Raw genomic sequence first — 25,651 nt, 5'->3', positions numbered from 1 at the left:
TTCACAACACAGCTGAGAGATGATCATTATCAATTTTTGTGTATCGCTTTTCACCAAACAGCGACTCTCTAAACACAGCGAAAGATAAAATTCTCCTTATTGCTTTTTAATCATAATTTAATTTAATAAGAGATTAACGCGTTTAGGGATGTTTTGTCAACTATATTTGAAAAATAAATTTATTTTATTGGTTATTTGACATATGTTCTGATTTTTGGTGGTTGATAATCTGCAATAAATTTGAAAATTTCATCTAGTGAGTCGGAAAAAAGTAGTTTTTCACGATCTTCAACTGTTAGAAAACCCTTCTCAGTCATATTATCAAACATGGTTTGCAAAGGATCATAATAGCCATTGACATTGAAAAAATGCAAGGGTTAGGATTATCGCCGATGCGTGCCCATGAAAAAGCTTCAGAAATTTCTTCGAGTGTACCAGGGCCACCTGGTAGCGCAATGCAGGCATCAGATAGGGTTAGCATCGTTGCCTTGCGGATAGCCATATTATCCACAATCTTTAGATTAGTTAGCCTTGGGAAAGCGGCACTACGTTCATAAAGTTCTTTTGGCATGATACCCTGTACACGACCACCAGCATCAAGGACCTCATTGGCTAATATGCCCATCAAACCAACCCCGCCACCGCCATATACAAGTTCTAGATTGTGAGTGGCTAGGTAATGTGCCAGTGTAATAGTAGCCGTTTGATAAGCTTGATCATTTCCCATGGCGGCACCACAATATACTGCAATTCGTTTCATTTGTTAGGGACCATCCTTGTATGAATTATAACTTTGTTTTTTCTATTCTAGCACCAGTGATAAGCAGATGACACTTTATGCTTATATAAAAAAAGACTTCATATCTTTTGAATTTTGACATGAAATCTATTTTTGATGCGATTAATTATTTTTCAACGTGATGCTCTTCTAAAAAGTGACTAATTGGCGTCAAACCGGCTGCATGATACTTTTCAATGAAGGCATCAACATAAGCCTGATCAAAGCTTTCATTAGGTTCTAGCGCCAATTGTTCAACTGGTAATGGCCGTAAATTAGAAATTTTAACATCAATTACAACAGGACCTTGGGCTGACTTTGCCTCATCAAAGGCTTGCTTTAATTCTGGTAAGGTATGCACCTCATATCCCTTGGCACCCAGGGCAGTGGCAACATCCCCAAATTCAGCATCGATTAGATCAACACCGGAATGTGGTTGTTGATTATCATCTTGTTCACCTTCGATAAATCCTAATGATTCATTAGTTAGAACAACATTGATAATTGATTGGTTGTACTTTACCTGTGTGAGGATGTCTTGCATATTCATTGTAAAGCCACCGTCACCATTAATTGAAAATACTTGGCGATCTGGGTATGAGGCTTTTGCGCCAATGGCAGTTGGCACAGCATAGCCCATAGTTGCGTACCAAGCTGATGTTGTAATTTTTTGTGTTGGCTTCATCTTTAATAGACGGAAACTATCGACAGTGACATTACCAACATCAACTGAGAAGATAGCATCATCGTCTGCAATCCGGTTGATTTGGGCAAATACGGTATCGACGGTTAATGGCGTATCGCTTTGATCTTCAAATTGGGTTAGCCAGTTATTCCAATCCTTCTTATCAGCAACTAGTGCATCATAGTATGGTCGTGATTGCACAGTATCACTGGCTTTAATTAGTGATTGTAGCGTTGTCTTAGCATCGGCTAGAATACCAACATCTACTTTATGACGCTTACCCATGTTCGATGGTTTGACGTCAACTTGAATAAACTTTGCATTTGGATCAGCAAAGAAATGTAGATATGGCATATTGGTTCCAATGAATAAGATGGCATCAGCATTTGAGATGGCATCAACACCTGGTTTCGTAGCAACTCGACCAGCGCTTAACATGTAGGCTGGATATGAATTATCGATGACCCCCTTGGCAAGAGCAGATGACATCAATGGAATCTGTAGTTTTTCCGAGAATTCACGTAGTTCAGTATCTGCATTTTTAGCCCCTAAACCAAAGTAGATCAGTGGCCGTTTTGCATTTTTCAGAATATCAACGGCTTTGGCAACAGCAGTTTCATCAGGTAGCGGATAGTTATCGGTAAATGTGAAAGTACCAGCAGTTGATTCAAAAGTATCATCAATATCTGCCCAACCAAGATCTTTTGGAATTGTTACCACCGCAACACCTGAATTTTCATAGGCTTTACGGATGGCTTGGTCAACAACAGCTGGTAATTGTTCAGCTGTCATGACAGTTCGGTTGTAAACAGAAACATCTTCAAAAATTGGGTTTTGATTTAATTCTTGGAAATAATCTGTATTCATTGTGGCTGTCGGAACCTGAGCAACAAGTGCTAGAACCGGTGCATGATCATGCTTGGCATCATATAATCCATTGAGTAGGTGGACAGCACCTGGTCCAGCTGAACCAAATGTCACACCAATTTTACCAGTTAATTTTGCTTCCCCAGATGCAGCAATGGCACCAGTTTCTTCATGACGTACTTGGATATACTTGATGGTATCCTGACGATTATGAATCGCATTCATTGTTGAATCAAACGATCCACCTGGTAGACCAAATAGATGGTCGACGTGCCAGTCCTCTAATACTTTTAACATGGCTTCTGCTGCATTAATCTTTTTGCTCATTTAACATAACCCCCTATGATTATATGAAAACAATGCGACTTCACAATCACTATAGTACACTTACTAAAAAGAAGCAACAAGAAAGCGCCTACATTTGATATAAAAGAGCGTAACAGTTGCATAATATCGTAAGCTTAAAATTCCAATGATTCAATTACCTCTAGTTATTTTATCAGCCTTTTAGGGTTATAACTGGTCATATGATGGACTGTATAAATAACCGATATTTCGTGCATGAATTTATAAAAATTCAGAAACAAAATTTTGATTCATTGGATTTTTGGCTAGTTCCGCTTGACTGATTTTTTTAAGAACATGATCTAGAGAAATTTGTTTCATTTTTTCTTCAACAACTTGCTGTAACAAAAGATATTCGTCAGACAAGACATCCTGGATATTACCACCAACAATACATTTTGATTCCGTATTGGTATCTATCTGGAAAAGCTGTGCATGATCCAAACTCTGATAAATATCAAAGAACGAAATATCATGTGGATCTTTAACTAAGCATGGCTTCGGAATACCATTAGTTGTTTCGATGAGGTCAGCATCACGTAACTGACACATTATTTTACGTACGTTACTTGGGTTAGTTTGGATACTTGCAGCTATATCAGTACTTGATAATCGATTTGAGTCATGGAAAATAGCAATATAGGCAAGAAGATGGACGGCATCACTAAATTGTACAGAATGCTTCATGTGAATTACCTCGGTATTGGTTATTTTGATAAACGAAGATTGACCAACGTCGCTTAATGATTTATTATAAACCTGTACAAAATAAAAATACAGGTATTATGATTTAAAATTAGAAAGGGTGTATCGTTATGACTATTTTAGTAACTGGTGCAACGGGAGGCTATGGTGCAGCCGCCCTAAATGAACTAAAGACATTGGTACCACAGGATGAGATTTTTGCTTTGGCTAGAAGCGAAGAAAAAGCAGCTACCCTTCGCGATAAAGGTTTCCAGGTTAGAATTGCAACTTATGATGATCCTGAGTCCTTAGAGAAGGCATTTTCAGGTATTGATAGATTGTTATTTGTTTCAAGTAGTGAAGTTGGATCACGTAAGGCACAACACCAACATGTTGTTGATGCAGCCAAAAATGCAGGTGTATCGTACATTGCCTATACGAGTTTTAATAAAGCGGATACTTCAACGAGTCCATTGGCTGAGGAGCATGCTTACACTGAGAAAGCAATTCTTACGTCAGGCATCGCACATACATTTTTACGTAATAACTGGTATATGGAAAATGATCTGCCACTTATTGAGGCAGCATTAAAGGTTGGTAAGCTTGTTCATGCAGGTGGTGATGGCAAAGCAGGTTGGGTGCTACGTAGTGAGCTAGCTAAGTTAGGTGCTCGTGCCGTATCTGGTAAGTTCGATTTCCCAAGTGTTTTAGAAGCTGGAAACCCATTGATTACCTATAAGCAACTAGCAGAAGTGGTTGAGTCTGTTACAGGGACTAAACTAGACGTTGTTGATGCAGACGTGGATACAGCTTCACAATTTTTGCAAGATAATGCAGGACTACCACAAGACTTTGCTGATATGATAGCTGGATCACAATCAGTTGTGAAAAGCGGTAGCCTAGCGGTTGAGCCAAGTGATATTGAACAATATCTTGGTCGACCATTTGTTACAATAAAAGAATCATTGCAACAATTGTTAGGTAAGTAAATATACTTTATATAATTTCATAAAGAAAAGGTTGGGACATTTTCGTCTCAACCTCTTTTTTATGAAATTATTTAAGTATTATGATTCTCAAACGTAAAAAAATTTAATCAAATGCTGCGAATTATTTGCAAATTAAGATAAATGCGTTAGAGTAATTAGCAAATAAGTTTTATAGCTGCAATATCAGTTGGACTTTTTAAGGTTATCATGACCTTTTTTCGATTGTAATGATACTATTTGTTTGATTCAAAGGGGGATTGTTCATGCAACTTAATTTAGATCCTAAAGTGACAGATTTAGGAGTCGTTATTGATGGTGTAGAGATTTCAGGTGTTGATAATTCGCATTATCCAACAGAACTCTCAGATTATATTAATGAGGAAGTGACAAAGGTTTTAGCAAACTTAGATGCTGATAAGATAAAAGGTAGTCCCATTATTCAAGGTTTTTTCGATCTTCATAAGCGTATTCACCTACCTAAACGGAATAACCGACCTTCACCAGAAACATTATTAAAATTAATTTTAAAAAGAGGGGAACTTTTCCCAATTAATCCAGTTGTCGATTTGTATAATGTCATTTCAATCAAGAGTCAGCTTGCACTTGGGGCACATGATATTGACCATATTGCGGGGGATGTTAATTTACGAATAACTACTGGCGATGAAAAATTTGTACCAATTGGTGCCAACAATGAACCACAAGCCATTAAGGCAGGAGAATACGGTTATATTGATGATGATAATGAAGTTATTTGTCATCTAGAAACACGCCAAGTTGAGAAAACAAAAATAACGCCAGCGACAAACCATATTTTTTACATTGTACAAGGCAATACAGCAACATCCCAAGAATATGTCGATCAAGTTGCTAATGAGTTACTAGCAGCAACGACAAAATATTTAGGTGGTCAAGGGAAGTTATTGACCATTCAGCCAATGCAATAGTTTAAAGGGGCATTAGTCTACCAATTTCACATTGGTAATTAATGTTCCTTTTTGTATGCAATTTATTCCTTTAATAGCTAATCAAAATGTTTGCCTAATATTGCTAGATCTAAATGGCGACTATCAATTTTGGCAACTTTAGGTAATAGGCCCCATTGTTCAAAACCTTGTTTTTTAAACAGTGTCATACTAGGAGTATTTTGTCTGAAAACGTAGGCGACAATATTTTGTAAATCACGTTGTTTGAGTTGCGTAGCTAAAAATTGAATGGTTTGAGTGCCCACATGTTTACCACGGGTGGTTTCGTCAATATAAATACTAATTTCAGCAGTATGTTGATAAGCGGCACGACCATAAAATGCTCCGAGGCTACACCAGCCGATTACTTGATCATCATCAGCGATAATCCAGATTGGATATTTTTCATGTGATGACGCATCAAACCACTTTTTACGATCTGATACTGAAATCGGTGCTAAATCGGCAGTCACATTTTTAAGTTTGATCGCTTAATTATAAATGGTTACTATTTTTGGCAAATCGTCCTTCGTCGCAAATCTAAAATTGATGGTCATCGTCTATTCCCTCGCTATTTTCAAGATATATTCTAGTATAGAGCGTTGCTAAAAATAATAAAGCATGACGTGATGATTCATTTCAGGATTGTAAATAATAAAATAGTTTTGTTGCTTTTTAACATGAAGATGATTTTATAAGTTAAAATAAATGCAAGAATGAAACAAATCTGGGGGGATAAGTTGGATGATCAAACAAATTTTTTTGGATATGGATGGGACTTTACTGGATGATCGGGGGTTGCTTACAAAAAACACAATTATTGCAATCCAAAATTCACAAATACCAGTGACATTGGTATCAGCGCGGGCACCACAAGAAATGATCTTTGCAATTCATGACTTGGCATTAGATGCACCACAAGTGGCTTTTAATGGTGGGTTAATTTATCAAATGAATGGTACGGATATGCAAGTATTACAAGCGTATCCGATTGAACAGATGGTCAGCATTAAACTAATTAATTGGTTAGCAAGTACGTATCCGGAGGTTAGTCTCAGCTACTACACACAGGATAGTTGGTTAGTTGATCATGCCTCAGCAGCGATAGATCGGGAAATATTATTTACGGGAATGAAACCGCAATACTCAGATTTGTCAGAGGTTACACAGAATAGTCAGACTGGTATTTTTAAAATTATGTTGATTGATTTGAGCGAGACGCAATTAGATTTTATGCAACAAGCAATTCTGAATTTAGAGTTACCAGGTATTAACGTGCAACAATCAGATGCTAGTCACTTGGAAATTACCAGTGATATCGCGGAAAAAGCATTTGGCGTCTCATATATTATTGCTCGTGAACAATTATCACAGGTAGAAACAGCTGCATTTGGGGATGGACAAAACGATCTGTCAATGTTCTATGAAGTTGGGACATCAATTGCGATGGGAAACGCACCAACGAACGTCAAACAATCTGCAAACTATGTGACGAAAACTAATACAGCTGATGGTGTTGCCTACGGCATTGAAAAGTTCTTATTAAATCAACCGTAATTTATGTGTGAGGGGGGAGAGTATGGCTAATATTAAAGATATTGCACGATTGTCAGGGTATTCCGTGGCAACCGTCTCACGATACATAAACAAAAATGGGTATGTTTCAGCGAAAGCCGCACAAGCAATCCAACGAGTGGTTGAAAACACGGATTATGTGCCGAACACGATTGCCCGCGATTTAAGTACTGGGCAAACGAAAACGATTGGTGTTGTTGTGCCTTTTTTGGAATATTCTTATTTTTCACAACTATTAGCGAGCATTGCCAAAGCTGCATTTAATGCAGGATACAGTGTGATTGCCCTAAAATCAAATTATGATTCTGAATTAGAAAGACAGTATTTAGAACAACTGCATCAAAAAAAATATGATGGACTGATATTTACATCGCATACATTATCGCTCAAAACGATGCTGTTGTATACAAAATATGGTCCGATTGTATGCTGCCGCAATCTTGGTGATGTGCCAATTGCATCGACATATGCAGTTCGTAATAAAACATATTTAGAAGTGTTTGATCTCGTAAAAAAAGAAAATTTTCAGCGTGTGGCAATAACTTTGAACCGGGCCTATGGCTTTAGTCCAACAACGCGAGCCACGATTGATTGTTACGAACAAGTGTTCCATCAGAAACCAAAATCAGAATATATAGTAACTGGTATTTTAGGATTTACAGATGGCTATCATGCTGCAGAGCATTATCTATCATTACCTGAACCACCAGATTTTATTTTTGCGAATGGGGATAATATTGCAGCTGGTATTTACCAATGTTACCGTGACCATCACCAACCAGTACCAGCAATGATTGGTCAAGAAGATGAGGTTGCCAGTCGTTTAATGAATATATCAACGATTGATCATCATTATGAAGAAGTTGGTGAAAATGCAGTGAATTTGGTCATTAGTAAAAAAATTGAACATATTCCAGTAGCATCTGAATTAATTTTGCGAACAGGTCAGACAATTTAAGTGAGGCTCAGACTTCTGGAACGCGTTTAAGTGAGAGATTTTTATTTTACTAATTGGTCCGTGTGTTCTAAACTAACTGAATATTTGAAGATAAGGGGGATGATCGTGTGTCTTTTGAAAGTGTTAGTCAATATTTTGAGCAAGTCGGCTTAGGGAATCGGGTAAAGCATTTTGATGAATCTAGTGCCACAGTATTAGAGGCAGCACATGCTTTAGATTGTGAACCGGAACATATTGCCAAAACAATGTCTTTTTTGGTAGGTGATGAACCGATACTAATCGTGATGGCAGGGGATGCCAAAGTAGATAATCAAAAATTTAAGCAAGAATTTCATAAGCGACCTAAAATGATTCATAGCGATGAGGTTGAAAGTTATATTGGACATGCCCCAGGCGGTGTATGTCCGTTTATGACAAATGATGGCGTTGGTATCTTTTTAGATAACTCATTAAAACGCTTTGAAGTTGTGTATCCTGCTGCAGGAGATGACCATAGTGCGGTTGAATTATCATTATCAGAGTTGAACAACTACACACATGCTGATCATTGGGTAGATGTCTGTAAGGGTTGGCCAAACGAAGCGGTTTAAAACGAAATTATTTTGGCTATTGGAGAAACATAGATGATAACAATTAGACCCATTCAAAAAAGCGATGATCCATATTTGAAAAAGTTGGTTCAGAATTCTTTAAAGGCTTATCAATTAGATATACCAGGTACAGCTTATTTTGATCCGGAGCTGGCACATCTCAGTGATTTTTATAGGCTGAAAGCTGGTCGTCAGTACTTTGTTGCCATTAATAACTTTCAAGAAGTAGTAGGTGGCGCTGGAATTGCTGAGTATGATGTGCAGAATAAGGTTGCTGAATTACAAAAATTGTACATTGATAAAAAGGCACAAGGCCATCATCTAAGCTATCAGTTACTGGATCAAGCACTTCAATTTGCAAAAGAAGTTGGTTATCAGCAGGTTTATCTTGAGACGCATCATAACCTTGCAACAGCAATTCATGTCTATAAAACGTATGGCTTTACCGAGCTGACTAAGCCTTTAAAAGAAGCTGAACATTCAGAAATGGATCATTTCTTTGTTATGTCAGTATAAAATGGACATAGTTAAAGCAACTAATCGACCAAGAGATTATGTAGACGGCCAAAAATTGGATTATTGTGTTTAGTTTACAGTGAATTAGTCTCGTGCGGTCCTTTGATAATTAAATCCTACTTTAATGCATCATATCGGCGTTCAGTCACCAATTTTGATGCATTTTTTAGTGTAGAATGAAATAAATAGTATGCCGTAGTTTTCTGGGTGAAAAGTAATCATAAGGAGTGGGAAATGACATTTTATACTTATCAGTATTTATTAGATCATCAAACAAAATTTCCATATTTAAGAATCGCAATTATTGTGATTTTGGCCACAACATTCATTGTTCTATTGACACGTTATTTTTCAAATAAGGGTGATATTAAATATAAGGACTTGGCTGTTATTGTTGGGACGTTGATGGTACTAACGGTTGCTATCCAATTTAATGACTACACAAATTTTAAAACAACTAGTCAACAAAGCGGCCAAGAAGTGTCACTTGTTAAAAGTGTGGCAAAGGAACTACAAGTAAAACCACAAAAACTAAGTGTCAACAATCTACAAACGGGGTCAGGTGACGTTCTTATACGTAGTTCCAAAGGATATTATCGAATTATTTTTAATAATGATAATTCAGAATATGCATTAGAAAAAATTAGGCTCAAAGCAGGCGATATCAATGTTAAAGGGGATTAAATATGTTTTCATATTCAGATATTTTTTTGAAGCTAGTCATTGGATTCGTTTTTATCACATTATTGATTAAATTTAGTGGTAAAGGTAGTTTAGCACCAACATCACCATTGGATCAGTTACAAAATTATGTTCTAGGTGGCATTATTGGTGGCATATTATATAACCAAGCAATTTCGGTTGCACAATTTGTGGTTGTTTTGTCAATCTGGGCATTATTGATGTTGACCACACGGTATTTGAAAATACACGTCCACGCTGTCGGTAAGTTCATCGATGGCGAACCCATGACGATTATCTATAACGGTGAACTCTTAGTTAAAAACTGTCTTCAAGCAAATCTATCAGCAAAAGAAATAGATTTTAAATTACGATCAGCAGGTGTATTAGACATCAGTCAAGTTAAACGAGCGATCTTAGAGCAAAATGGGAGCATCACAATTCTTGGTAAATACGATGAAGATGTTCGTTTTCCAGTAATTATTGATGGCAAAGTTGATACGGATGTTTTACAAGTTATGGATAAAGATCAACAATGGTTAGACCATGAATTAGATGGACAAGGTATCGTTGATATTAAGGATGTTTATATGGCTAAATACCGTCATCATAAATGGGAGATTGCTACGTATGGTAGTCAGGATGAAGCATAGTTACTACATATTAAAAGGACCATCAGTCTATCGACTTGATAGATTGATGGTCCTTTTAACGTGTTTTGAAATCATATTTTAAAATTTTAGGCAAATAGCATAATGATAACGACAGCAAACGGAAAGATGAAGATACTTTCTGTTAAAACACGGGTTGAAAATTCAACATCCATATTATTTTGTTCAGCTAGCATTGGTAGGACAGTCAACATAGGTGTGACTGATTGAATTAATAATGTTTTGATAAATAAATCGGGTAGATTGACCCAACCAAGCAACTGATTGATCCATAGAACAAGAGACATCATTAATGGTGCCATGATAAACTTTCCAAATTGCGCAATAAGGTCGATTTTTTCTATTTTCATAGCGGCCATTTTTGTTCGTGCTAGTTGTAACCCAAGGAAAATTAATGAAAGTGGCGTCACAATGTTAGCAATATAGCTGAATGACTGATACAAAAAACCGTGTACGGGTAATTTTAAATTAATGAAGAAACAGATAATACCAACGATAAAGCCCCACATTGGTGATGTGAATAAACTTAGGATACGTCGCCAGGTGGTTTGATAATTAGCGATTGATTCGGGATTATCCTTGTAGATTAATTTGACACCAATGCCCCATGTTGTAATCGTGTTCGCCACAAAATAGGCTAAAAAGTATGGCAAGCTTTTATTACCAAATAGCGCAATGTTCAAAGGTAGACCAACAAACAAAGTGTTTGCATTAACAAAAGCATTGGTGAATAAGCTTTTTCGATCCTTTTGTAAATGCAGTGAACGACCAATAGGGATAGCAATCAAAAAGCAGAGACCAATTGATATCATTGATAGGATGAAACCAATTAACAGCGTATTGAAATTTTGTTTAGTGATATAGTTTTGTGAAGAAATAAATACTGAAATAGGTAGCGCTACATTCACAACAATTGTTGAGACATCGTTAATGAAATATTGACTGACAATTCTTGATTTACCAATTAAGAAGCCGATAATAATAACAGTAATAATAATCAAGACACTATTTAGTGAAATGAGAAAAGTTGATAGCATATAGATTGAGCTCCTTAATAATTAGTTTTATATTGAAATTTTTGATAATTAATAGCCGCAAAACTATCTTACACCCATTTATCCTGTATTTCAGATAAAGTAGCTATGCGGCATAACTCATTGGGTAAATAAACGATTATATAGTAAAAGTGGATGATTTATTTAAAAATCAGTCTGCTTTTTTATTGTTCTTACTTTATATGTTATTCATTGTAGGTCTGATGTATAATAAGATGAGTTTATGAGGATGTTGGGAGGGAATCGATGGCTATTTTAGATTTGCAAAAAGTCGGGTTTGAGGTAGACGGTAAGGAATTATTAAAAGACATTACATTACAAGTACAAGCAGGCAATTGGCTGACAATTGAAGGACCTTCAGGATCTGGTAAAAGCTTATTACTAAAATTAATTGCTAGTTTATTAACGCCAACTACAGGAAACATCTATTTTAATGGTCAGAATCAAGCCACATTTAATAAAGTTGATTACCGAAAGCAAATATCATATTGTTTTCAGCAACCTAGTTTATTTGGTCAAACAGTGAAGGATAACCTGGTATTTCCATTTATTATCAGAAATATTGCGTTTGATGAGCAACGGGCGATAACAGCTTTGGATAATGTTGATTTGCCCAAAGAATTTTTAGAGAAAGAAATCAAAACTTTATCAGGTGGTCAAAAACAACGGGTGGCACTCATTCGTAATTTGTTATTTCCACCAAAGGTTTTATTACTTGATGAAATAACAACGGGATTAGACACACAAACAAAAGATATTGTGAATCATTTACTTGTTGGGTATCAGAATGAAGGAATGACGGTGTTATCTGTTACGCATGATGAGCGTGAAATTTCAGAAGCAGATCATCTTATTCGAATTGTGGCAGGAAGGATGGCGGAGAGTCATGAATAGTGATTTACTAGTGAGCCCAACGGCACTAATGTTTGCGGTCATTTTAGTGATTATTGCGTTACTTATTAACTTACGTGAAAAAATTGGCCTTGAAAAGGACATGTTGATTGGCGTATTCCGAGCCGTTGTGCAACTAGTCGTTGTGGGCTATGTCTTAACTTACGTGATTAAAATTAATCAATATTGGCTAACCTTATTGATGATTTTAATCATTATATTCAATGCGGCTGCTAATGCTCGCAAACGTGCGCATAACATGCCATATGGTTTTTGGATCAGCTTATTTGCCATCAGTATTTCAACGGGTGTGACTTTGGCGTTACTTATTCTAACTGGGGTTATTAAATTCATTCCAAGCCAAATGGTGCCTATTTCAGGAATGATTGCAAGTAACGTGATGATAGCTATCGGATTAGCCTACAGAAGTATGTATGAAAATTTTAATGATCAGCGGCAGGCAGTTTTAGAGAAATTGGCATTGGGTGCAACTGCCAAACAGGCATCGATTGAAATTGTGCGTCGTGCAATCAGAACGAGTTTATCACCAACAATTGATTCGGCAAAAACGGTTGGGCTTGTTAGCCTGCCAGGGATGATGTCAGGATTGATTTTTGCTGGTGTCGACCCGACAAAAGCAATTATGTACCAAATTATGGTAACGTTTATGCTTTTAGCTTCAACAAGTATTGGTAGTGTTATTGCTTGTTACCTAATGTATCCACAATACTATAACAAAGATTTACAATTATTATAAAAGAATATTTCTAAGTGAAAGGCAGTTGGGACAAAAGAATTTGTTCCAACTGCCTTTGATAAAAATGTATTAATTATCAGCATGAAAGTTTTATAGCATAAACGCGTTCCAAAAGTTTGAAGCCGCAATGTAACGCAATTTACGCAATCCTTGTCCTTCACTTTGCTACGGCCAAAAATTGCGCAAATCACGTGTCACACCGTCTTCAAAACAACTTTTGTCTCGCTCTCTTCTCACTTACAATTAATAAACAATTTTATATTTAATGATATAAAAATAAAGTGCAAATATTCACAATATTTGCATGCTTGATATATAATAATATTAGGCAATGATTATATTGCGAGACATATGTGCAAGAGGGAGGCCATGTGATGAGACATCTTGGGAAACTGATTAGTATATTTGTGATTGCAGCTATTGCGGTACTTTTTCAGTTTGGTTTGCAACAACCGCAGTGGGCCCAATTATTGATTTCATTAACCGGGTTAGTGCTTGCCATTTCAATGTTTATCGAGATGGTTAAAACATTAATGTCTGGGAAATACGGCGTTGATTTACTGGCGATTACAGCAATTATTGCTACCCTAGCTGTTGGTGAGTATTGGGCAGCAATGATTATTTTATTGATGTTAGTTGGTGGTGATACTCTTGAAGATTACGCTGCCAAAAAGGCAAATTCAGAGCTAAAGGCTCTATTGGAAAACTCACCACAATATGCTCATCGAATCGAGAATGGTCATCCAGTCGAGATAGGGGTTGAAGATGTGAATGTTGGCGATAAGTTATTAGTAAAACCTAAAGAGCAAGTACCGGTTGATGGTCATATTTTACGTGGTAGTACAATGTTTGATGAATCCTCATTGACGGGAGAATCTGTCCCAGTTCAAAAAGATGTGGGTGATGAAATATTATCAGGATCGATTAACGGGGATGACGCCATTACAATGCATGCTGATAAAACGAGTAACGATAGTCAGTATCAACGTTTAATTGCGTTGGTACGAGAATCAGAAGCGCAACCAGCCCATTTTGTTCGTCTTGCTGATCGTTATGCAGTCCCCTTTACTCTGATTGCTTATGTGATTGCGGGAATCGCTTGGTATGTGGCAAAAGATCCAATCCGCTTTGCTGAAGTGTTGGTCGTTGCTTCGCCATGTCCATTGATTTTAGCAGCACCAGTTACGATGGTATCAGGTATGAGTCGTTCATCCCGTAATGGAATTGTTGTTAAGACCGGGGATGTTCTAGAAAAATTGGCGCAGGCGAAGACCTTTGCCTTTGATAAAACAGGGACGATTACGCAAGGCGTTTTGCAAGTCAACCAAGTTTTAGTGGCAGAGGGTAATGATAAAGATGAATTACTTCGTTTGGCAGCGAGTTTGGAACAGAATTCTAGTCACATTTTAGCCAGGTCACTAGTTAATTATGTACGTTCACAAGGACTGACACTTGAAATGTTGGATGATGTACAGGAAGTGACAGGGAACGGGTTAATCGCTAAGCATCAAGGACATACTGTAAAAGTTGGTAAACGAAGCTTTGTGGCCGAAGATGTGCCAACAAAAGTGCAGGGGCAAACGGCTATCTACGTTAGTGTTGACGACCATTATTTTGGGCACATCACTTTTAATGATCAAATTCGTCCAGAAGCAGCCAAAACCATGCAGGCTTTGTTAAAGCGGCAAGCACATATTCTGATGTTAACTGGTGATAAAAAAGAGACAGCACAGAAAATAGCATCTCAAGCAGGTATTAAAGATGTGCATGCAGAATTATTACCTGACGAAAAAATTAAATTTATCCATGATACACCAGAAAATGAAAAACCTATTGTTATGGTTGGTGACGGTGTTAATGATGCACCAGCATTAGCGACAGCAGATGTTGGGATTGCGATGGGAGCTCATGGTGCAACAGCAGCGAGTGAGACGGCCACAGTTGTTATTTTAAAGGATGATCTCTCACGGGTTGCAAAGTCAGTAGAAGTTGCTGCTGATACAATGAAAGTTGCCCGACAGGCAGTATTAATTGGTATTGTTATTTGTACAGTACTCATGTTAATTGCTAGTTTTGGTTTCTTGCCACCACTGTTTGGCGCATTACTGCAAGAAGTTGTGGATACAGTGTCTATCTTATGGGCATTGAAGGCACGTTAAGTACATTTTAAAAACAGAGAATGTTTGAAAATCGGTAATTCTCCAATTCTAATTGGTAATTGCCGATTTTTTTATATGAATTATAGACTACTTTAAATCATGAGTGTAATAATAATAAAGACCCTAATTTTCTCATTTAATGTGAATTTTAGGTTACGATTACCAGAAAACAGTGCAGTAGTAAAGGTTTCGTGGTATTATAATTAGATTAGAAACTAAGGATAGGAGTTGTCTAAATGCTAGCGACATTGGTAAAATCTCGAGATGTGTTAACAACACTCAGTGAAAATGCAACACTTCAAGATGCATTAGATATCTTTGATCATTCCGGATTTCGGGCTATTCCTATTTTGGATGAAAGTGGACAATTGTTTCGCGGGGCTATTTATAAGCTACATATATACCACCACATTATTGAAGGTGGTACTTTGGATGTACCGGTCACTAGTTATATGCGGAATATGACAAAATTTGTACGTGTGGAAGCAACCTTTTATGAAGCATTTTTTACGCTGAAAGATTTGCCATTCGTTTCAGTATTGGATAAAGATAACCATTTTATGGGCATTCTGACACATAGTCGTATGATGAGATTACTAGCGGATTCTTGGGCAACGAATCAGGGTCGGTATAGTTTAACGTTAGTATCAGATGGTGAGCGTGGTAGCCTGGAAAAGGCAGCCCATATCATTTCACGATATACAACGATTTCATCAGCAATGACTTTGGATCCAGATAGAAATCCACGGACAACCCGACTTTTGTTTACACTACCAGATACGGTTAGTGAAGGATCGTTATCAAAAATCATCAAAATTTTATCTAGAAAAGGCTACCACTTGGAGTCATTAGAGGATCTATCACAATCATCATATATGTGATGAGTTACGAATATAGCGGTCGGCAAATTTGCCTGACCGCTTTTTTTATAGAGGGGAATATATGTTAATTGATATGCATAGTCATAGTGATGGTGATGTTACTTTTATTGAAGAACAGCAACGGGCACACATTGCCACTATTTTAAATGCAACAACGCGTGCAGAATTTCATTTTAATGAACAGTATGCTGGTAGTCAGCAGATATTAAGTTATGGCGTTCATCCATGGGAAACACAACGACAGCCGATGGATGAGCAGTTATTGTCACAAGTAGCAATTATTGGTGAGATTGGATTGGACACTGTGTGGACGGATGTCCCATTATCAGTGCAACGCCCATTTTTTTTGCAGCAATTGCATCTTGCGCATGACCTACACCGCCCAGTTATTTTACATACAAAAGGTTGTGAATCAGAAATTTTAAATGATATCAATGAATTGCCTGATTTGACAGTATTAGTACACTGGTATTCATCCGCGAAGTTACAAGCAGCATACATTGCGCGTCCGAACAGTTATTTTTCAATTGGACCAGATGTCCTAACTGATGAATTCGTACAAACCTTTGCGCAGAAAGTGCCATTATCGCAGTTGTTTATTGAATCAGATGGGTTGGAGAGTTTTCAGTGGGTTTTAAAAAGAGATGTTCATATTAATGAATATGCAGGATTGCTAAAACAGGTTTATCAGAAAGTGGCCGATTTGCGAACAATGTCAGTGACACAGCTAGAAGCGCAAATCGAAAAAAATTGGCAACATTTGTTTAGTTAGTTGCTATGATTGTCTAGATGCTGGGGAATAACTAGCTGTTATAAACTGAAAGAAGTTGGGACAAAATAAAATGTTCCAACTTCTTTTTGCTAAAAATATCTTAATTAAGAGCATGTCAGTTTGATAGCATAAACGCGCTCCAAAAGTCTGAAGCCATACTGTAACACTCCCTAGTTAAAAGGTGTTGACACAGGAGAGTAGAGCTTTTCTAAGGCGCCATCACCATTTAATGAATTAAAGTATGTTTCAAAGGCTACCCAACGATGTGGATACATGGTTTGGATAGCTTGAATATCGTATGGGTTACCTAAACTAGAAATGACTAACTGCGTAAATTCTGCAAATCCTTCATCATTGTTAGAAGAACCATAATCAGAGACAGCATCAGCGTCGGCCTTAACAGCATCTGTCCATGCCTGCGTGTGTGAATAATCATCTGAATTAGCATCATTAAATGATAAACTATGGCCAAGTTCATGGGCACCAGTCATCGCAATTTGACCATTTTTAGGTAAGAAGTTCATGCGAATGGCCATCATATCTTTGCCGGTATTAAAAGTATTTGCACTATTATTCGTTTGGAAAATATTGGTAATATATTGCCTAAATTCATATGGAATAACGGCATAAGCTTTCGCAACTTGTTCAGCTTCATCAGCACTTGTTGTATAAACATTGATTGTTTGTTGTGGCTGTCTTGTGAGTGAATTATTTAACGTTACAGCTGTCCGGTAACCTTTTACACTGCCGTCCGTAGAATATTCAGCATAAGTTGTTTTTTTAGATTTAGATAATTTATAGGTTGTGGAATAACCACTTGCATCGGCATTAACGTCACGATTGACTTCTGGTGAACCACCATTACTTAATACTTTGCGCAGTGCAGCCGCTTGATTGCTGGCAGACTCACTAAAGAATTCATCAGTAGCAATCCCTTTCAATACACCACGCATTTGTGCTGAGCGAGAAGAAGTCGCAGACGTATAGTTGAATAGACCAGTCTGTTCATCATGGCTTAATGACTTAAAACCATCAGTTGTAAATACTCTGGCAACATTGTCTATTGTTTGAGGATCTAGTTCCCAATAAGCTGATTTATTATGATTAGTAGAAGAGATAACTGAAGTTTGACTACCATCTTGGGCTAGATAGTGATCAGTATCAGCATTTTTGATTAAGTAGATATTTTTTTGACCATTAACCTCGCTAGCAGGAACGGATTGTAATTCCCATTGATTATCTGTAACATTTTTATCTTCCGTTTTTTCAGAGAAACCAATTTTGCTATAACCATTACCAGTCAACAACTGTTGGTTATTGTTATTAGTCAATTGATAATGGCCTGAAGTGATGTAGTTTCCTGTCCATAAAGATTGTGAATCTGCACCAGGTTGATTGGTAATGGCAGGAGAATTTGATTCATTGCTTAGGTATTGATTGGATTGATAGTTTTTTAAATAGAAATTTGAAGCTAGTAAGTGTGTACTGGCTAATCCTGTTGGATCAAGTAAATTCACTAATTGTGAGTTAGTGTTCGAGTCTGCTTGTACCGTGGCGGCGTTTAAATATGTCAGTCCTGAATTAAGCACGATACCACCAGATATCAAACTTAATGTAATCCCTGAGTATATGAATATTTTTTTGCTAAATAAATGCATGAAAAATCCGCCTTTTTATATCATTTGAACTCAATGGGTTTTATTGTAAAATATTTTATTTACAAATGCTAATTATGAAAGATGTTAAATCGTTACTTTTTTCAGGTATTGTCAGTTGCAAAAACCGTGACAATGCGATTTCAAAGTTACAAAAAAATTACAAAAATAATTTTGGGATTTGACAAGAAAAGTTTAATATATTTGCACTGACGATTTAAGTTAATAATCAATCAGTTCAAGTGAATGATTAATCAAATGAAATCAAATCATGGGGTGCCATAAAACGGCTACGCATTAAAATATCAGCTAGTTCTTCAGGTGATTCTGGATTTTCTTTGTCGATCCAGTGCCGAACAATATTTAAAATGCTGTTAATTGCAATTTCCTTAGTGTAATCGATGGGGATTGCAGCGGAAAAATGGCCAGCATTTTTTTCAAGTTGCATAGTAAAAAGATGATCAACAACGTCTTTTATCTGTGAAAAAAATTGGGGATCACCATTTGCTGAAAATAATGCATGCATGGTTTCACGTTCACCATCTACATATTCAAGTGCTTGATTAAATACACGATAAGTTGCCCCAGACCTATCATGGGTTGAATCATTACTTAATGGTTCTTTGAGATTATCTTTCAAAGCATTTGTAATGTTCATGATCAATTCGTCTTCTATTTTCGACAGTAATTCATATTTATCCGTATAATGTACGTAAAATGTACCACGACTAACCTGGGCATCACGTGTGATGTCAGATACCGTGATATTGGTAAAGCCCTTTGTTTCAATTAACTGGATAAAAGACCTTTTGATATTTTGTTTCGTTCTTGCGTTACGTTCTGCTTGTCTCATAATTTATGCTCCATTTATTAAACAACGTGTTAAAAATTGTCTATTGCACTAACTCCCTAATAGCATTAATATAATGCACATAGATAAATTATTCAACAAGTTGTTCAATAATTTTTTCAGGAGGAGAGTGTACAATGCTAAAATCAGAGTGGCAGTGGCTAAAAGGTCATAAATTTTATATGTTAGTCATTTTTGTATTGTTTTTTGTACCATCTATATATGCAGTTACCTTTTTAGGATCATTGTGGAATCCTTATGGTGAGGTGAGTAAGTTACCAGTAGCAGTGGTTAACAAGGATCAGGCAGTTACTTACCAGGGTAAGAAGCTAAAGGTTGGTCATGATTTAAAAAATGAATTAGAGAAATCTGATGCGATGAATTTTAAATTCCCATCAGAAAAGGCGGCTAAAAAAGGTTTGGCGGACGGCAAATACTATACCGTCATTACGATTCCAAAGAATTTTTCAGCAAATGCAACGACATTGTTAGACAAAAAGCCCAAGCAAATGAAGCTAAAGTATGAAACAAGTTCGGGTCATAGCTTTATTGCGGGTAAATTATCTGAATCAGGTGCAAAACAGATTGGTAATCAAATTTCTGGGAAAGTCACTAAGATATATACCAAGACGATTTTTAAAGAAATACAACAGGCAGGCGCTGGTATGACGAAAGCGGGTGCAGCCAATAAAAAGCTGGCGGATGGTGCCGATACCCTAAAATCAGGTAGCGATCAAGTTACTACTAATCTTGAAAAATTAGCAGCTAGTTCGTTAACTTTTGAAGATGGTGCCCAAACATTAACCCAGGGATTAGGCCAATATACAACTGCCGTTAGTACAGCTAGTAATGGTAGTGCACAATTAGCCAGCGGGTTGAATCAGATGAATCAGCAAGCACCAACACTGATTAATGGTATTGATCAATTAAGTCAGGGTACACGACAGTACACTGCTGCCGTTGGTACAGCTGCCAATGGTAGCCAGACATTGTCGACGGGATTAAATCAGTTAAATCAGCAAATACCGACTTTTGCTAATGGTGTCACGAAGCTTAATGATGGCTTATCACAGTTGAATAAAGAAATGGTTGATAATGATGTGAAGGGCAACTTGACGAAAGTACAAAAAGAGGTTGCGGCATTATCTAGCGTTGTGGATGATACGAAAGCAGCATTACCAGATAATCAAACCATTAACAATCAATTCAACACACTACAATCGGATTTAAAGGCTTTGGCAAAGGCTAATGCAGCTGATAAGGATGCACTTTCTAACAACGTGAATGCCGCTATGCAAGAAGCAGGGATCAACATTACTGCAGCACAAAAGGCAAAATTTGTTCAAGCATTGGCAAGCAAACAAAGTGACACCCAAACTGCCCAAGTATTGGCAACAATGACTGAACATGCAGCGGCGCTACAGTCAAATGTGACGCAATTGGAACAGGTTGCGCAGAAACATCAAGCAACTTTGACAGAATTAGCACAAACGGTCAATAATACAGATTTGCATCAGGTTAATAATCAATTAATTGAAATGGAAAAGTTACCTGACGCAGTTTCGCAGTTAGCAGCTGGTTCACAACAACTCAATGACAAAGTGCCCACTGTGCAAAAAGCAGTTGGACAGTTAGCAGATGGTGCCCAAACATTAACTAATGGTTTGCAAACGCTGCAGGGAAAGTCAGCAACGTTAAATAATGGTGTTGCAACTTTGCAATCTGGTGCTCAGACATTAAGTGGTGGTGTTAGCCAACTGTCTAACGGGGCGCAAACACTAAATAATGGGTTGCAGACCTTATCTGGTATGAGTGGTCAGTTAAATAGTGGAGCTAATCAACTTGCTAGTGGTGCTGGACAAATTAGCAATGGCTCTGGGCAATTAGCTAGCGCAGCCAAACAAATGGGACCAGCATTATCAGAAATGAATGCTGGTAATACCACACTTGCTACACAATTAAGTAAGGCTGGTGCACAGGCTGATCAATTAAAGGGTACAAAGGGTACCCTCAAGCAGATGGCAACACCAACGATGGTATCTCATACAGAAAAGGATCGAGTACCTAATAATGGGACTGGTATGATTCCATATATGTTCTCTGTTGGTATGTTTGTTGGGATGATGGCACTTAACCTGATGCTGGATATGGTTTCACCACGAGGAAAAGTATCGTCACTTGGTGCCTGGTTTGGGTCAAAGATGTTCATTCTCTTTGCTATTGCTACGATGACAGCATTGACACTTTATGCATTAAGCGACTGGGTCCTCGGCATGAATCCTGTTAATCCGGGACAGACATTACTATTTATGCTGTTGACCAGCTATGTTGATGCAGCATTAGTTACAGCCATTTACATGTGGTTTGGCAAAGCGGGGGCTTTTGTTTCGATGGTGCTACTTGTCTTACAACTTAGTGTCGCAGCTGGAACCTATCCAATAGAACTTTCAAATAAGTTCTATCAGTGGTTACACCCGCTTGTACCTATGACCTATTCAGTGAGTGGGTTGCGTGAGACAATCATGATTGGTGGTTCGATAGCAACAGAGGTGGTGGTGTTAGCCATTGTGGGCATTGTGTCGATTTTGGCAATGTTTATCTACTTTGTTGTTCATCTGCACAATTTTCGTGTCCTTAAAGGAATGCAAGCAGATTAATTAGGATAAAGACTTTTAGTTAGATTTTAGAGCCGGTCAGAAAAGTTTATGGACTTTTCTGACCGGCTTTATTTTTAATAAAAACAACACGTTTAAGGACATTAATCCTAAATTTGGTGGATTGATGCCCTTTTTAAGCTTAATTAGTCTAATAATGGACAACACATGAACAATCCTGATACAATTGTCTGCTAGGATGGTCTGGTAGGTAGTTGTATTGATATAAAAAAAGGAAGCGTACTTAATGGAAGTTAGTATATGGGTTTGGATTGGATTTTTTCTATTTGTTATCGCAATGCTGGCATTAGATTTAGGGGTCTTGAATAAAAAAGAAGAAGTGCCAACATTTAAGAAATCTCTTTTGCAGACGGCAATGTGGATTGTGTTAGCTTTTATTTTTGCGGCAGGTATTTGGTATTTCGAGGGAAGTGGCCACGCCATTGACTTTGTCACTGGTTATTTGCTAGAGGAATCGCTAAGTATGGATAATTTATTTATCTTTATCTTAGTTTTTGGATTCTTTGGTATTGAGGCACGTTACCAGCATAGAGTGTTGTTCTGGGGAATATTTGGAGCAATTGTGATGCGAGTGCTCTTTATTCTGGGGGGTGCAGCATTGTTGCACAAGTTCGAATGGTTAATGTATCTCTTTGGCATTTTCCTGGTTTATACCGGAATAAATATGTTGTTCGATAAAGGTAAGGATAAAGATTTAAATGATAGCAAAATGATCCAAGGTTTGCGAAAAATCTTGCCAGTTAAGGATGATGTTAGCAAACCACATTTTATGGTGAAAGAAAATGGTAAATGGTTTGTGACGCCTTTTCTAATTGCTTTAATTTTTATTGAATTTTCAGATATCTTATTCGCAGTCGATTCAATTCCCGCTGTGCTAGCAGTTACGCAAGATACGTTTATTGTTGTGACTTCAAACATTTTTGCAGTTTTGGGACTAAGATCGTTATTCTTTGCTTTATCAAAGCTATTACCAATGTTTCGGTACATCAAATATGCTTTGGCGCTCATCTTAGCCTTTATTGGTGCAAAAATGTTGATTAATGAAGCAGGTAAGATGATGGACTGGCATTTTGAGATAACAAATATTGCTTCGCTTATTGTGATTGTGAGTTTGCTTGCGATTGCCATTATTGCATCAATTGCAAGAACCCGTTGGGAAGATGCTCACGGGATATAAAATTAAATAACTGACGAAAAGTGTATCTGTCCAGATACGCTTTTTATTTCGTCCCAACAATAGAACACTGTATTTCACAAAATATATGACTGATAGCGTAAAATGATAGTAGATATCGTTGTTAAAAATCCATTAATCATGTGCATGATAAAAGCTTGAGCTTTGGGGGCGTAAAGTGAATCGGGAACAGAAGATAAAAATTGGGGCTGCTTTAGCATTACTAGCAGGGGGAATTGGCTACTTTTCGCGGCAATTAATTGTCCACGCAAATGAGAAGACGTTACAACATAAGCATGCAAAAGACTATGGTGTGACATATTTTGAATACCAGCATGCTTCTGCAAGTGATTTAGCACAATTAATTCGTAGTGGGAAGGTAACCAGTCAACAACTAATTAAGCATGCAGTCGCACGCATCAAAGCAGACAATCCACAGTTAAATGCAGTCATTAGTTTACGTGAATCCGCTGCTTTGCGAGAAGCGGATAAGTTGACAGATACTGGTCAGCCTTTTTATGGTGTGCCTATTTTAATTAAGGGATTAGGACAACAACTTAAGGGAGAATCTAATACTAGAGGTTTGAAGAACTTAAAGAAGCAGAATGCGACAGAAACGAGTGATTTTGTAAAGCAATTACAAGCACTTGGATTCATTATTATTGGTCAAACAAACTATCCGGAATTAGGTTTGATTAACATCACTGTTTCAAAGTTAAATGGTGTGGCCCATAATCCTTGGCGATTAAATCGTAATACTGGTGGTTCATCAGGAGGAGCAGTTGCTAGTGTCGCTGCAGATTTTGTACCCATAGCGACAGGAAATGATGCAGGGGGTTCTTTGCGTATTCCAGCATCATTTACCGGTGTGATTGGTTTAAAGCCCACGCAAGGTGCTATTACTGGGGATGATACGATTCCTTCATCGGTTAACTTTGCTAATGCACGATATATTTCTGATTTACAGACTTATTTTATGGGGATGAAGAATATAGAACATCCTGATCTGATAAAAGATGCACCAGCTGACTTGAAACAGATGACAATTGCCTATTCTGTAAAGTCCCCAGTAGGAACTAAAGTTAGTAAAGATGCTATCAGAGCAGTTAAACAAGTCGTTAAGTTCTTACGGAATCAAGGTTATACCGTAGTAAAGAAAGACGCACCGGTTGATGGTGAAAAGTTGATGAAAATGTACTATACAGCATCAACCGCAACGGGCACTGATGCGAATAAAAAAATTGCAGCTGAGACTGGGAAACCAATGAAGTTTCGTGATGTTTCGCCAATGACATGGGCCCTCTATCAGGCGGATAAAAAACAGACAAAAGAGAGTGATCAATTTGTTGCTGATGAGATGGCTGAAGTTGACCGACAGATGACGGCATTCCATAAAGACTATCCAATTTATTTAACACCAACGACTGCGACAGTGGCACCTAAGAATAGTGATCCAGCTTATTTACCAAAATATGTTAAGCGACTAAAGCATATTCAAAAATTAAGCCATGAGGATCAGATGCAATTAATTTACGATGCGTGGCTACATGGTCTATCGAAAACACCATTCACACAATTAGCCAATATATCTGGCGAACCGGCGATAAGCTTACCAACATATGTTACAAAACGTGGCTTGCCAATAGGTGTGCAATTGCAGGCAGCTAAAGGACAAGATCAAATGTTATTACAATTAGGAAAAGTATTCCAAGATAGTGATCAGTTACAATCACTTGATGACTATCAGGCTAAAAAATAAAAGACTTAGGACTATTAAATCAGGATAATTTGGTTTAGAATTTATAATCATTAAGAGAATTAATACAAGTAAATAATGCACAAGGGTGGGGGCTAATTGGTCTCGACCCATTTCGTGCGTTAATGACATAAAAAGTGAGGCAGAAGAAAAATGAAAATGATTGTTGGCTTGGGAAATATTGGTAAAGAATATGATCAAACTCGCCACAATGTTGGGTTTATGACAGTGGATGCATTAGCAGATAAGTACCAAGCCACATTTAAACAAGACGGCGCCCATCATGCTTTTGTAGCTGATGTACGCATCAACAATGAAAAAGTCTTGTTAGTTAAACCAACAACTTATATGAATGATTCAGGGCAAGCAGTGCGCCCACTAGTTGATTATTACAAGCTAGACCTAGCAGACTTACTCGTTGTGCAGGATGATATGGATATGGATCTTGGCCGACTACGTTTACGACAGAAAGGTTCTGCTGGCGGTCACAATGGTATTAAAAGCATTGCTAATCAATTAGGCACACAAAAGTTTAATCGTTTGAAATTTGGTATTGGCCATCCAGCACATGTTCATCAAGCAGTTGTCGATTATGTATTAGGACGATTTGGAAAAGACGAACAACCTGACTTACTGGCGGGATTAGATAAAGCAGTCGAAATTTTCGAAGACTTTGCTGCCGGTAAAGACATGCCAATGCTGATGAATCAGTTTAATTAAAG

The 25,651-nt window shown here is 37.4% G+C and carries 23 protein-coding genes and 1 pseudogene; 17 read left to right on the top strand and 7 right to left on the bottom strand.

Annotated elements, in window-relative coordinates; translation table 11 throughout:
- Nucleotides 1-191 precede the first annotated feature (191 nt).
- From HMPREF0877_RS09450 to HMPREF0877_RS09440, 3 genes and pseudogenes are all read right to left on the bottom strand, one after another.
- A pseudogene (locus HMPREF0877_RS09450) lies at nt 192-760 on the bottom strand (LOG family protein).
- Nucleotides 761-905: 145 nt separating this feature from the next.
- Nucleotides 906-2,657, bottom strand: a complete 1,752-nt coding sequence (spxB, locus tag HMPREF0877_RS09445) for a pyruvate oxidase (protein WP_002829173.1) — start codon at nt 2,655-2,657, stop codon at nt 906-908.
- 240 nt (nt 2,658-2,897) lie between these two features.
- Nucleotides 2,898-3,362: an Rrf2 family transcriptional regulator gene (locus HMPREF0877_RS09440; protein WP_002829172.1), complete on the bottom strand. Its 465-nt coding sequence runs from the start codon at nt 3,360-3,362 to the stop codon at nt 2,898-2,900.
- A 128-nt stretch (nt 3,363-3,490) separates the two neighbouring features.
- On the opposite strand from HMPREF0877_RS09440, the gene HMPREF0877_RS09435 reads away from it, so the two are divergent.
- Both HMPREF0877_RS09435 and HMPREF0877_RS09430 read left to right on the top strand, forming a co-directional pair.
- Entirely contained in the window at nt 3,491-4,348 is an 858-nt protein-coding gene (locus HMPREF0877_RS09435; RefSeq protein ID WP_002829171.1) for an NmrA family NAD(P)-binding protein, read from the top strand.
- 263 nt (nt 4,349-4,611) lie between these two features.
- Nucleotides 4,612-5,295, top strand: coding sequence for a B3/B4 domain-containing protein (locus HMPREF0877_RS09430; RefSeq protein WP_002829170.1), 684 nt, complete (start codon nt 4,612-4,614; stop codon nt 5,293-5,295).
- Nucleotides 5,296-5,372: 77 nt separating this feature from the next.
- On the opposite strand, the gene HMPREF0877_RS09425 is transcribed toward HMPREF0877_RS09430, so the two are convergent.
- Nucleotides 5,373-5,786, bottom strand: a complete 414-nt coding sequence (locus HMPREF0877_RS09425) for a GNAT family N-acetyltransferase (protein WP_002829169.1) — start codon at nt 5,784-5,786, stop codon at nt 5,373-5,375.
- Nucleotides 5,787-6,057: 271 nt separating this feature from the next.
- On the opposite strand from HMPREF0877_RS09425, the gene HMPREF0877_RS09420 reads away from it, so the two are divergent.
- From HMPREF0877_RS09420 to HMPREF0877_RS09395, 6 genes are all read left to right on the top strand, one after another.
- The gene (locus HMPREF0877_RS09420; protein ID WP_002829168.1) at nt 6,058-6,870 is read left to right on the top strand and encodes an HAD family hydrolase; all 813 of its coding nucleotides are present in this window, start codon (nt 6,058-6,060) and stop codon (nt 6,868-6,870) included.
- Nucleotides 6,871-6,892: 22 nt separating this feature from the next.
- The gene (locus tag HMPREF0877_RS09415) at nt 6,893-7,846 is read left to right on the top strand and encodes a LacI family DNA-binding transcriptional regulator (RefSeq protein ID WP_002829167.1); all 954 of its coding nucleotides are present in this window, start codon (nt 6,893-6,895) and stop codon (nt 7,844-7,846) included.
- A 107-nt stretch (nt 7,847-7,953) separates the two neighbouring features.
- Nucleotides 7,954-8,436 carry a YbaK/EbsC family protein gene (locus HMPREF0877_RS09410; RefSeq protein WP_002829165.1) on the top strand — a complete coding sequence of 161 codons (483 nt, stop codon included), beginning with the start codon at nt 7,954-7,956 and terminating at the stop codon, nt 8,434-8,436.
- A 33-nt stretch (nt 8,437-8,469) separates the two neighbouring features.
- Nucleotides 8,470-8,952, top strand: a complete 483-nt coding sequence (locus HMPREF0877_RS09405; RefSeq protein WP_002829164.1) for a GNAT family N-acetyltransferase — start codon at nt 8,470-8,472, stop codon at nt 8,950-8,952.
- A 234-nt stretch (nt 8,953-9,186) separates the two neighbouring features.
- Nucleotides 9,187-9,636: a DUF3290 family protein gene (locus HMPREF0877_RS09400; RefSeq protein WP_040761222.1), complete on the top strand. Its 450-nt coding sequence runs from the start codon at nt 9,187-9,189 to the stop codon at nt 9,634-9,636.
- A gap of 2 nt (nt 9,637-9,638) precedes the next feature.
- Nucleotides 9,639-10,286, top strand: a complete 648-nt coding sequence (locus HMPREF0877_RS09395) for a DUF421 domain-containing protein (protein ID WP_002829161.1) — start codon at nt 9,639-9,641, stop codon at nt 10,284-10,286.
- A gap of 86 nt (nt 10,287-10,372) precedes the next feature.
- Here HMPREF0877_RS09395 and HMPREF0877_RS09390 read toward each other — a convergent pair whose 3' ends face one another.
- Entirely contained in the window at nt 10,373-11,341 is a 969-nt protein-coding gene (locus HMPREF0877_RS09390; RefSeq protein ID WP_002829160.1) for an AEC family transporter, read from the bottom strand.
- 264 nt (nt 11,342-11,605) lie between these two features.
- Here HMPREF0877_RS09390 and HMPREF0877_RS09385 point away from each other — a divergent pair, with 264 nt between their 5' ends.
- From HMPREF0877_RS09385 to HMPREF0877_RS09365, 5 genes are all read left to right on the top strand, one after another.
- Nucleotides 11,606-12,253 (top strand): ABC transporter ATP-binding protein, encoded by a 648-nt coding sequence (locus HMPREF0877_RS09385; protein ID WP_002829159.1) that lies wholly within the window; start codon nt 11,606-11,608, stop codon nt 12,251-12,253.
- On the top strand, nt 12,246-13,007 hold the full coding sequence (locus HMPREF0877_RS09380) for an ABC transporter permease (RefSeq protein WP_002829158.1): 762 nt from the start codon (nt 12,246-12,248) through the stop codon (nt 13,005-13,007). The genes HMPREF0877_RS09385 and HMPREF0877_RS09380 overlap by 8 nt, the downstream gene beginning before the upstream one ends.
- A 374-nt stretch (nt 13,008-13,381) precedes the next feature.
- Entirely contained in the window at nt 13,382-15,166 is a 1,785-nt protein-coding gene (locus HMPREF0877_RS09375) for a heavy metal translocating P-type ATPase (RefSeq protein ID WP_040761220.1), read from the top strand.
- Nucleotides 15,167-15,402: 236 nt separating this feature from the next.
- Nucleotides 15,403-16,047, top strand: a complete 645-nt coding sequence (cbpA, locus tag HMPREF0877_RS09370; RefSeq protein WP_002829155.1) for a cyclic di-AMP binding protein CbpA — start codon at nt 15,403-15,405, stop codon at nt 16,045-16,047.
- Nucleotides 16,048-16,108: 61 nt separating this feature from the next.
- On the top strand, nt 16,109-16,819 hold the full coding sequence (locus HMPREF0877_RS09365) for a TatD family hydrolase (RefSeq protein ID WP_002829154.1): 711 nt from the start codon (nt 16,109-16,111) through the stop codon (nt 16,817-16,819).
- A 170-nt stretch (nt 16,820-16,989) separates the two neighbouring features.
- On the opposite strand, the gene HMPREF0877_RS09360 is transcribed toward HMPREF0877_RS09365, so the two are convergent.
- Nucleotides 16,990-18,477, bottom strand: a complete 1,488-nt coding sequence (locus HMPREF0877_RS09360; RefSeq protein WP_002829153.1) for a zinc metalloprotease — start codon at nt 18,475-18,477, stop codon at nt 16,990-16,992.
- A gap of 247 nt (nt 18,478-18,724) precedes the next feature.
- A complete protein-coding gene (locus HMPREF0877_RS09355) occupies nt 18,725-19,327 on the bottom strand; it encodes a TetR/AcrR family transcriptional regulator (RefSeq protein WP_002829152.1) in 603 nt (200 codons plus the stop codon).
- A 134-nt stretch (nt 19,328-19,461) separates the two neighbouring features.
- On the opposite strand from HMPREF0877_RS09355, the gene HMPREF0877_RS09350 reads away from it, so the two are divergent.
- The 4 genes from HMPREF0877_RS09350 to pth all read left to right on the top strand — a co-directional run bounded on the left by HMPREF0877_RS09350 (nt 19,462) and on the right by pth (nt 25,649).
- Nucleotides 19,462-21,981 (top strand): YhgE/Pip domain-containing protein, encoded by a 2,520-nt coding sequence (locus HMPREF0877_RS09350; RefSeq protein ID WP_002829151.1) that lies wholly within the window; start codon nt 19,462-19,464, stop codon nt 21,979-21,981.
- A gap of 244 nt (nt 21,982-22,225) precedes the next feature.
- Nucleotides 22,226-23,176 carry a TerC/Alx family metal homeostasis membrane protein gene (locus tag HMPREF0877_RS09345; RefSeq protein WP_002829149.1) on the top strand — a complete coding sequence of 317 codons (951 nt, stop codon included), beginning with the start codon at nt 22,226-22,228 and terminating at the stop codon, nt 23,174-23,176.
- Nucleotides 23,177-23,351: 175 nt separating this feature from the next.
- A complete protein-coding gene (locus HMPREF0877_RS09340; protein WP_002829148.1) occupies nt 23,352-24,932 on the top strand; it encodes an amidase family protein in 1,581 nt (526 codons plus the stop codon).
- 150 nt (nt 24,933-25,082) lie between these two features.
- Complete coding sequence (gene pth, locus HMPREF0877_RS09335) at nt 25,083-25,649, top strand: aminoacyl-tRNA hydrolase (protein ID WP_002829147.1); 567 nt, start codon at nt 25,083-25,085, stop codon at nt 25,647-25,649.
- Nucleotides 25,650-25,651 lie beyond the last annotated feature (2 nt).

The sequence above is a fragment of the Weissella paramesenteroides ATCC 33313 genome (assembly GCF_000160575.1).
In the GTDB taxonomy this organism is placed as follows: domain Bacteria; phylum Bacillota; class Bacilli; order Lactobacillales; family Lactobacillaceae; genus Weissella; species Weissella paramesenteroides.
The sequence above is the reverse complement of the archived record's forward strand: the minus strand, read 5'-3'. Positions and strand labels throughout refer to the sequence as shown.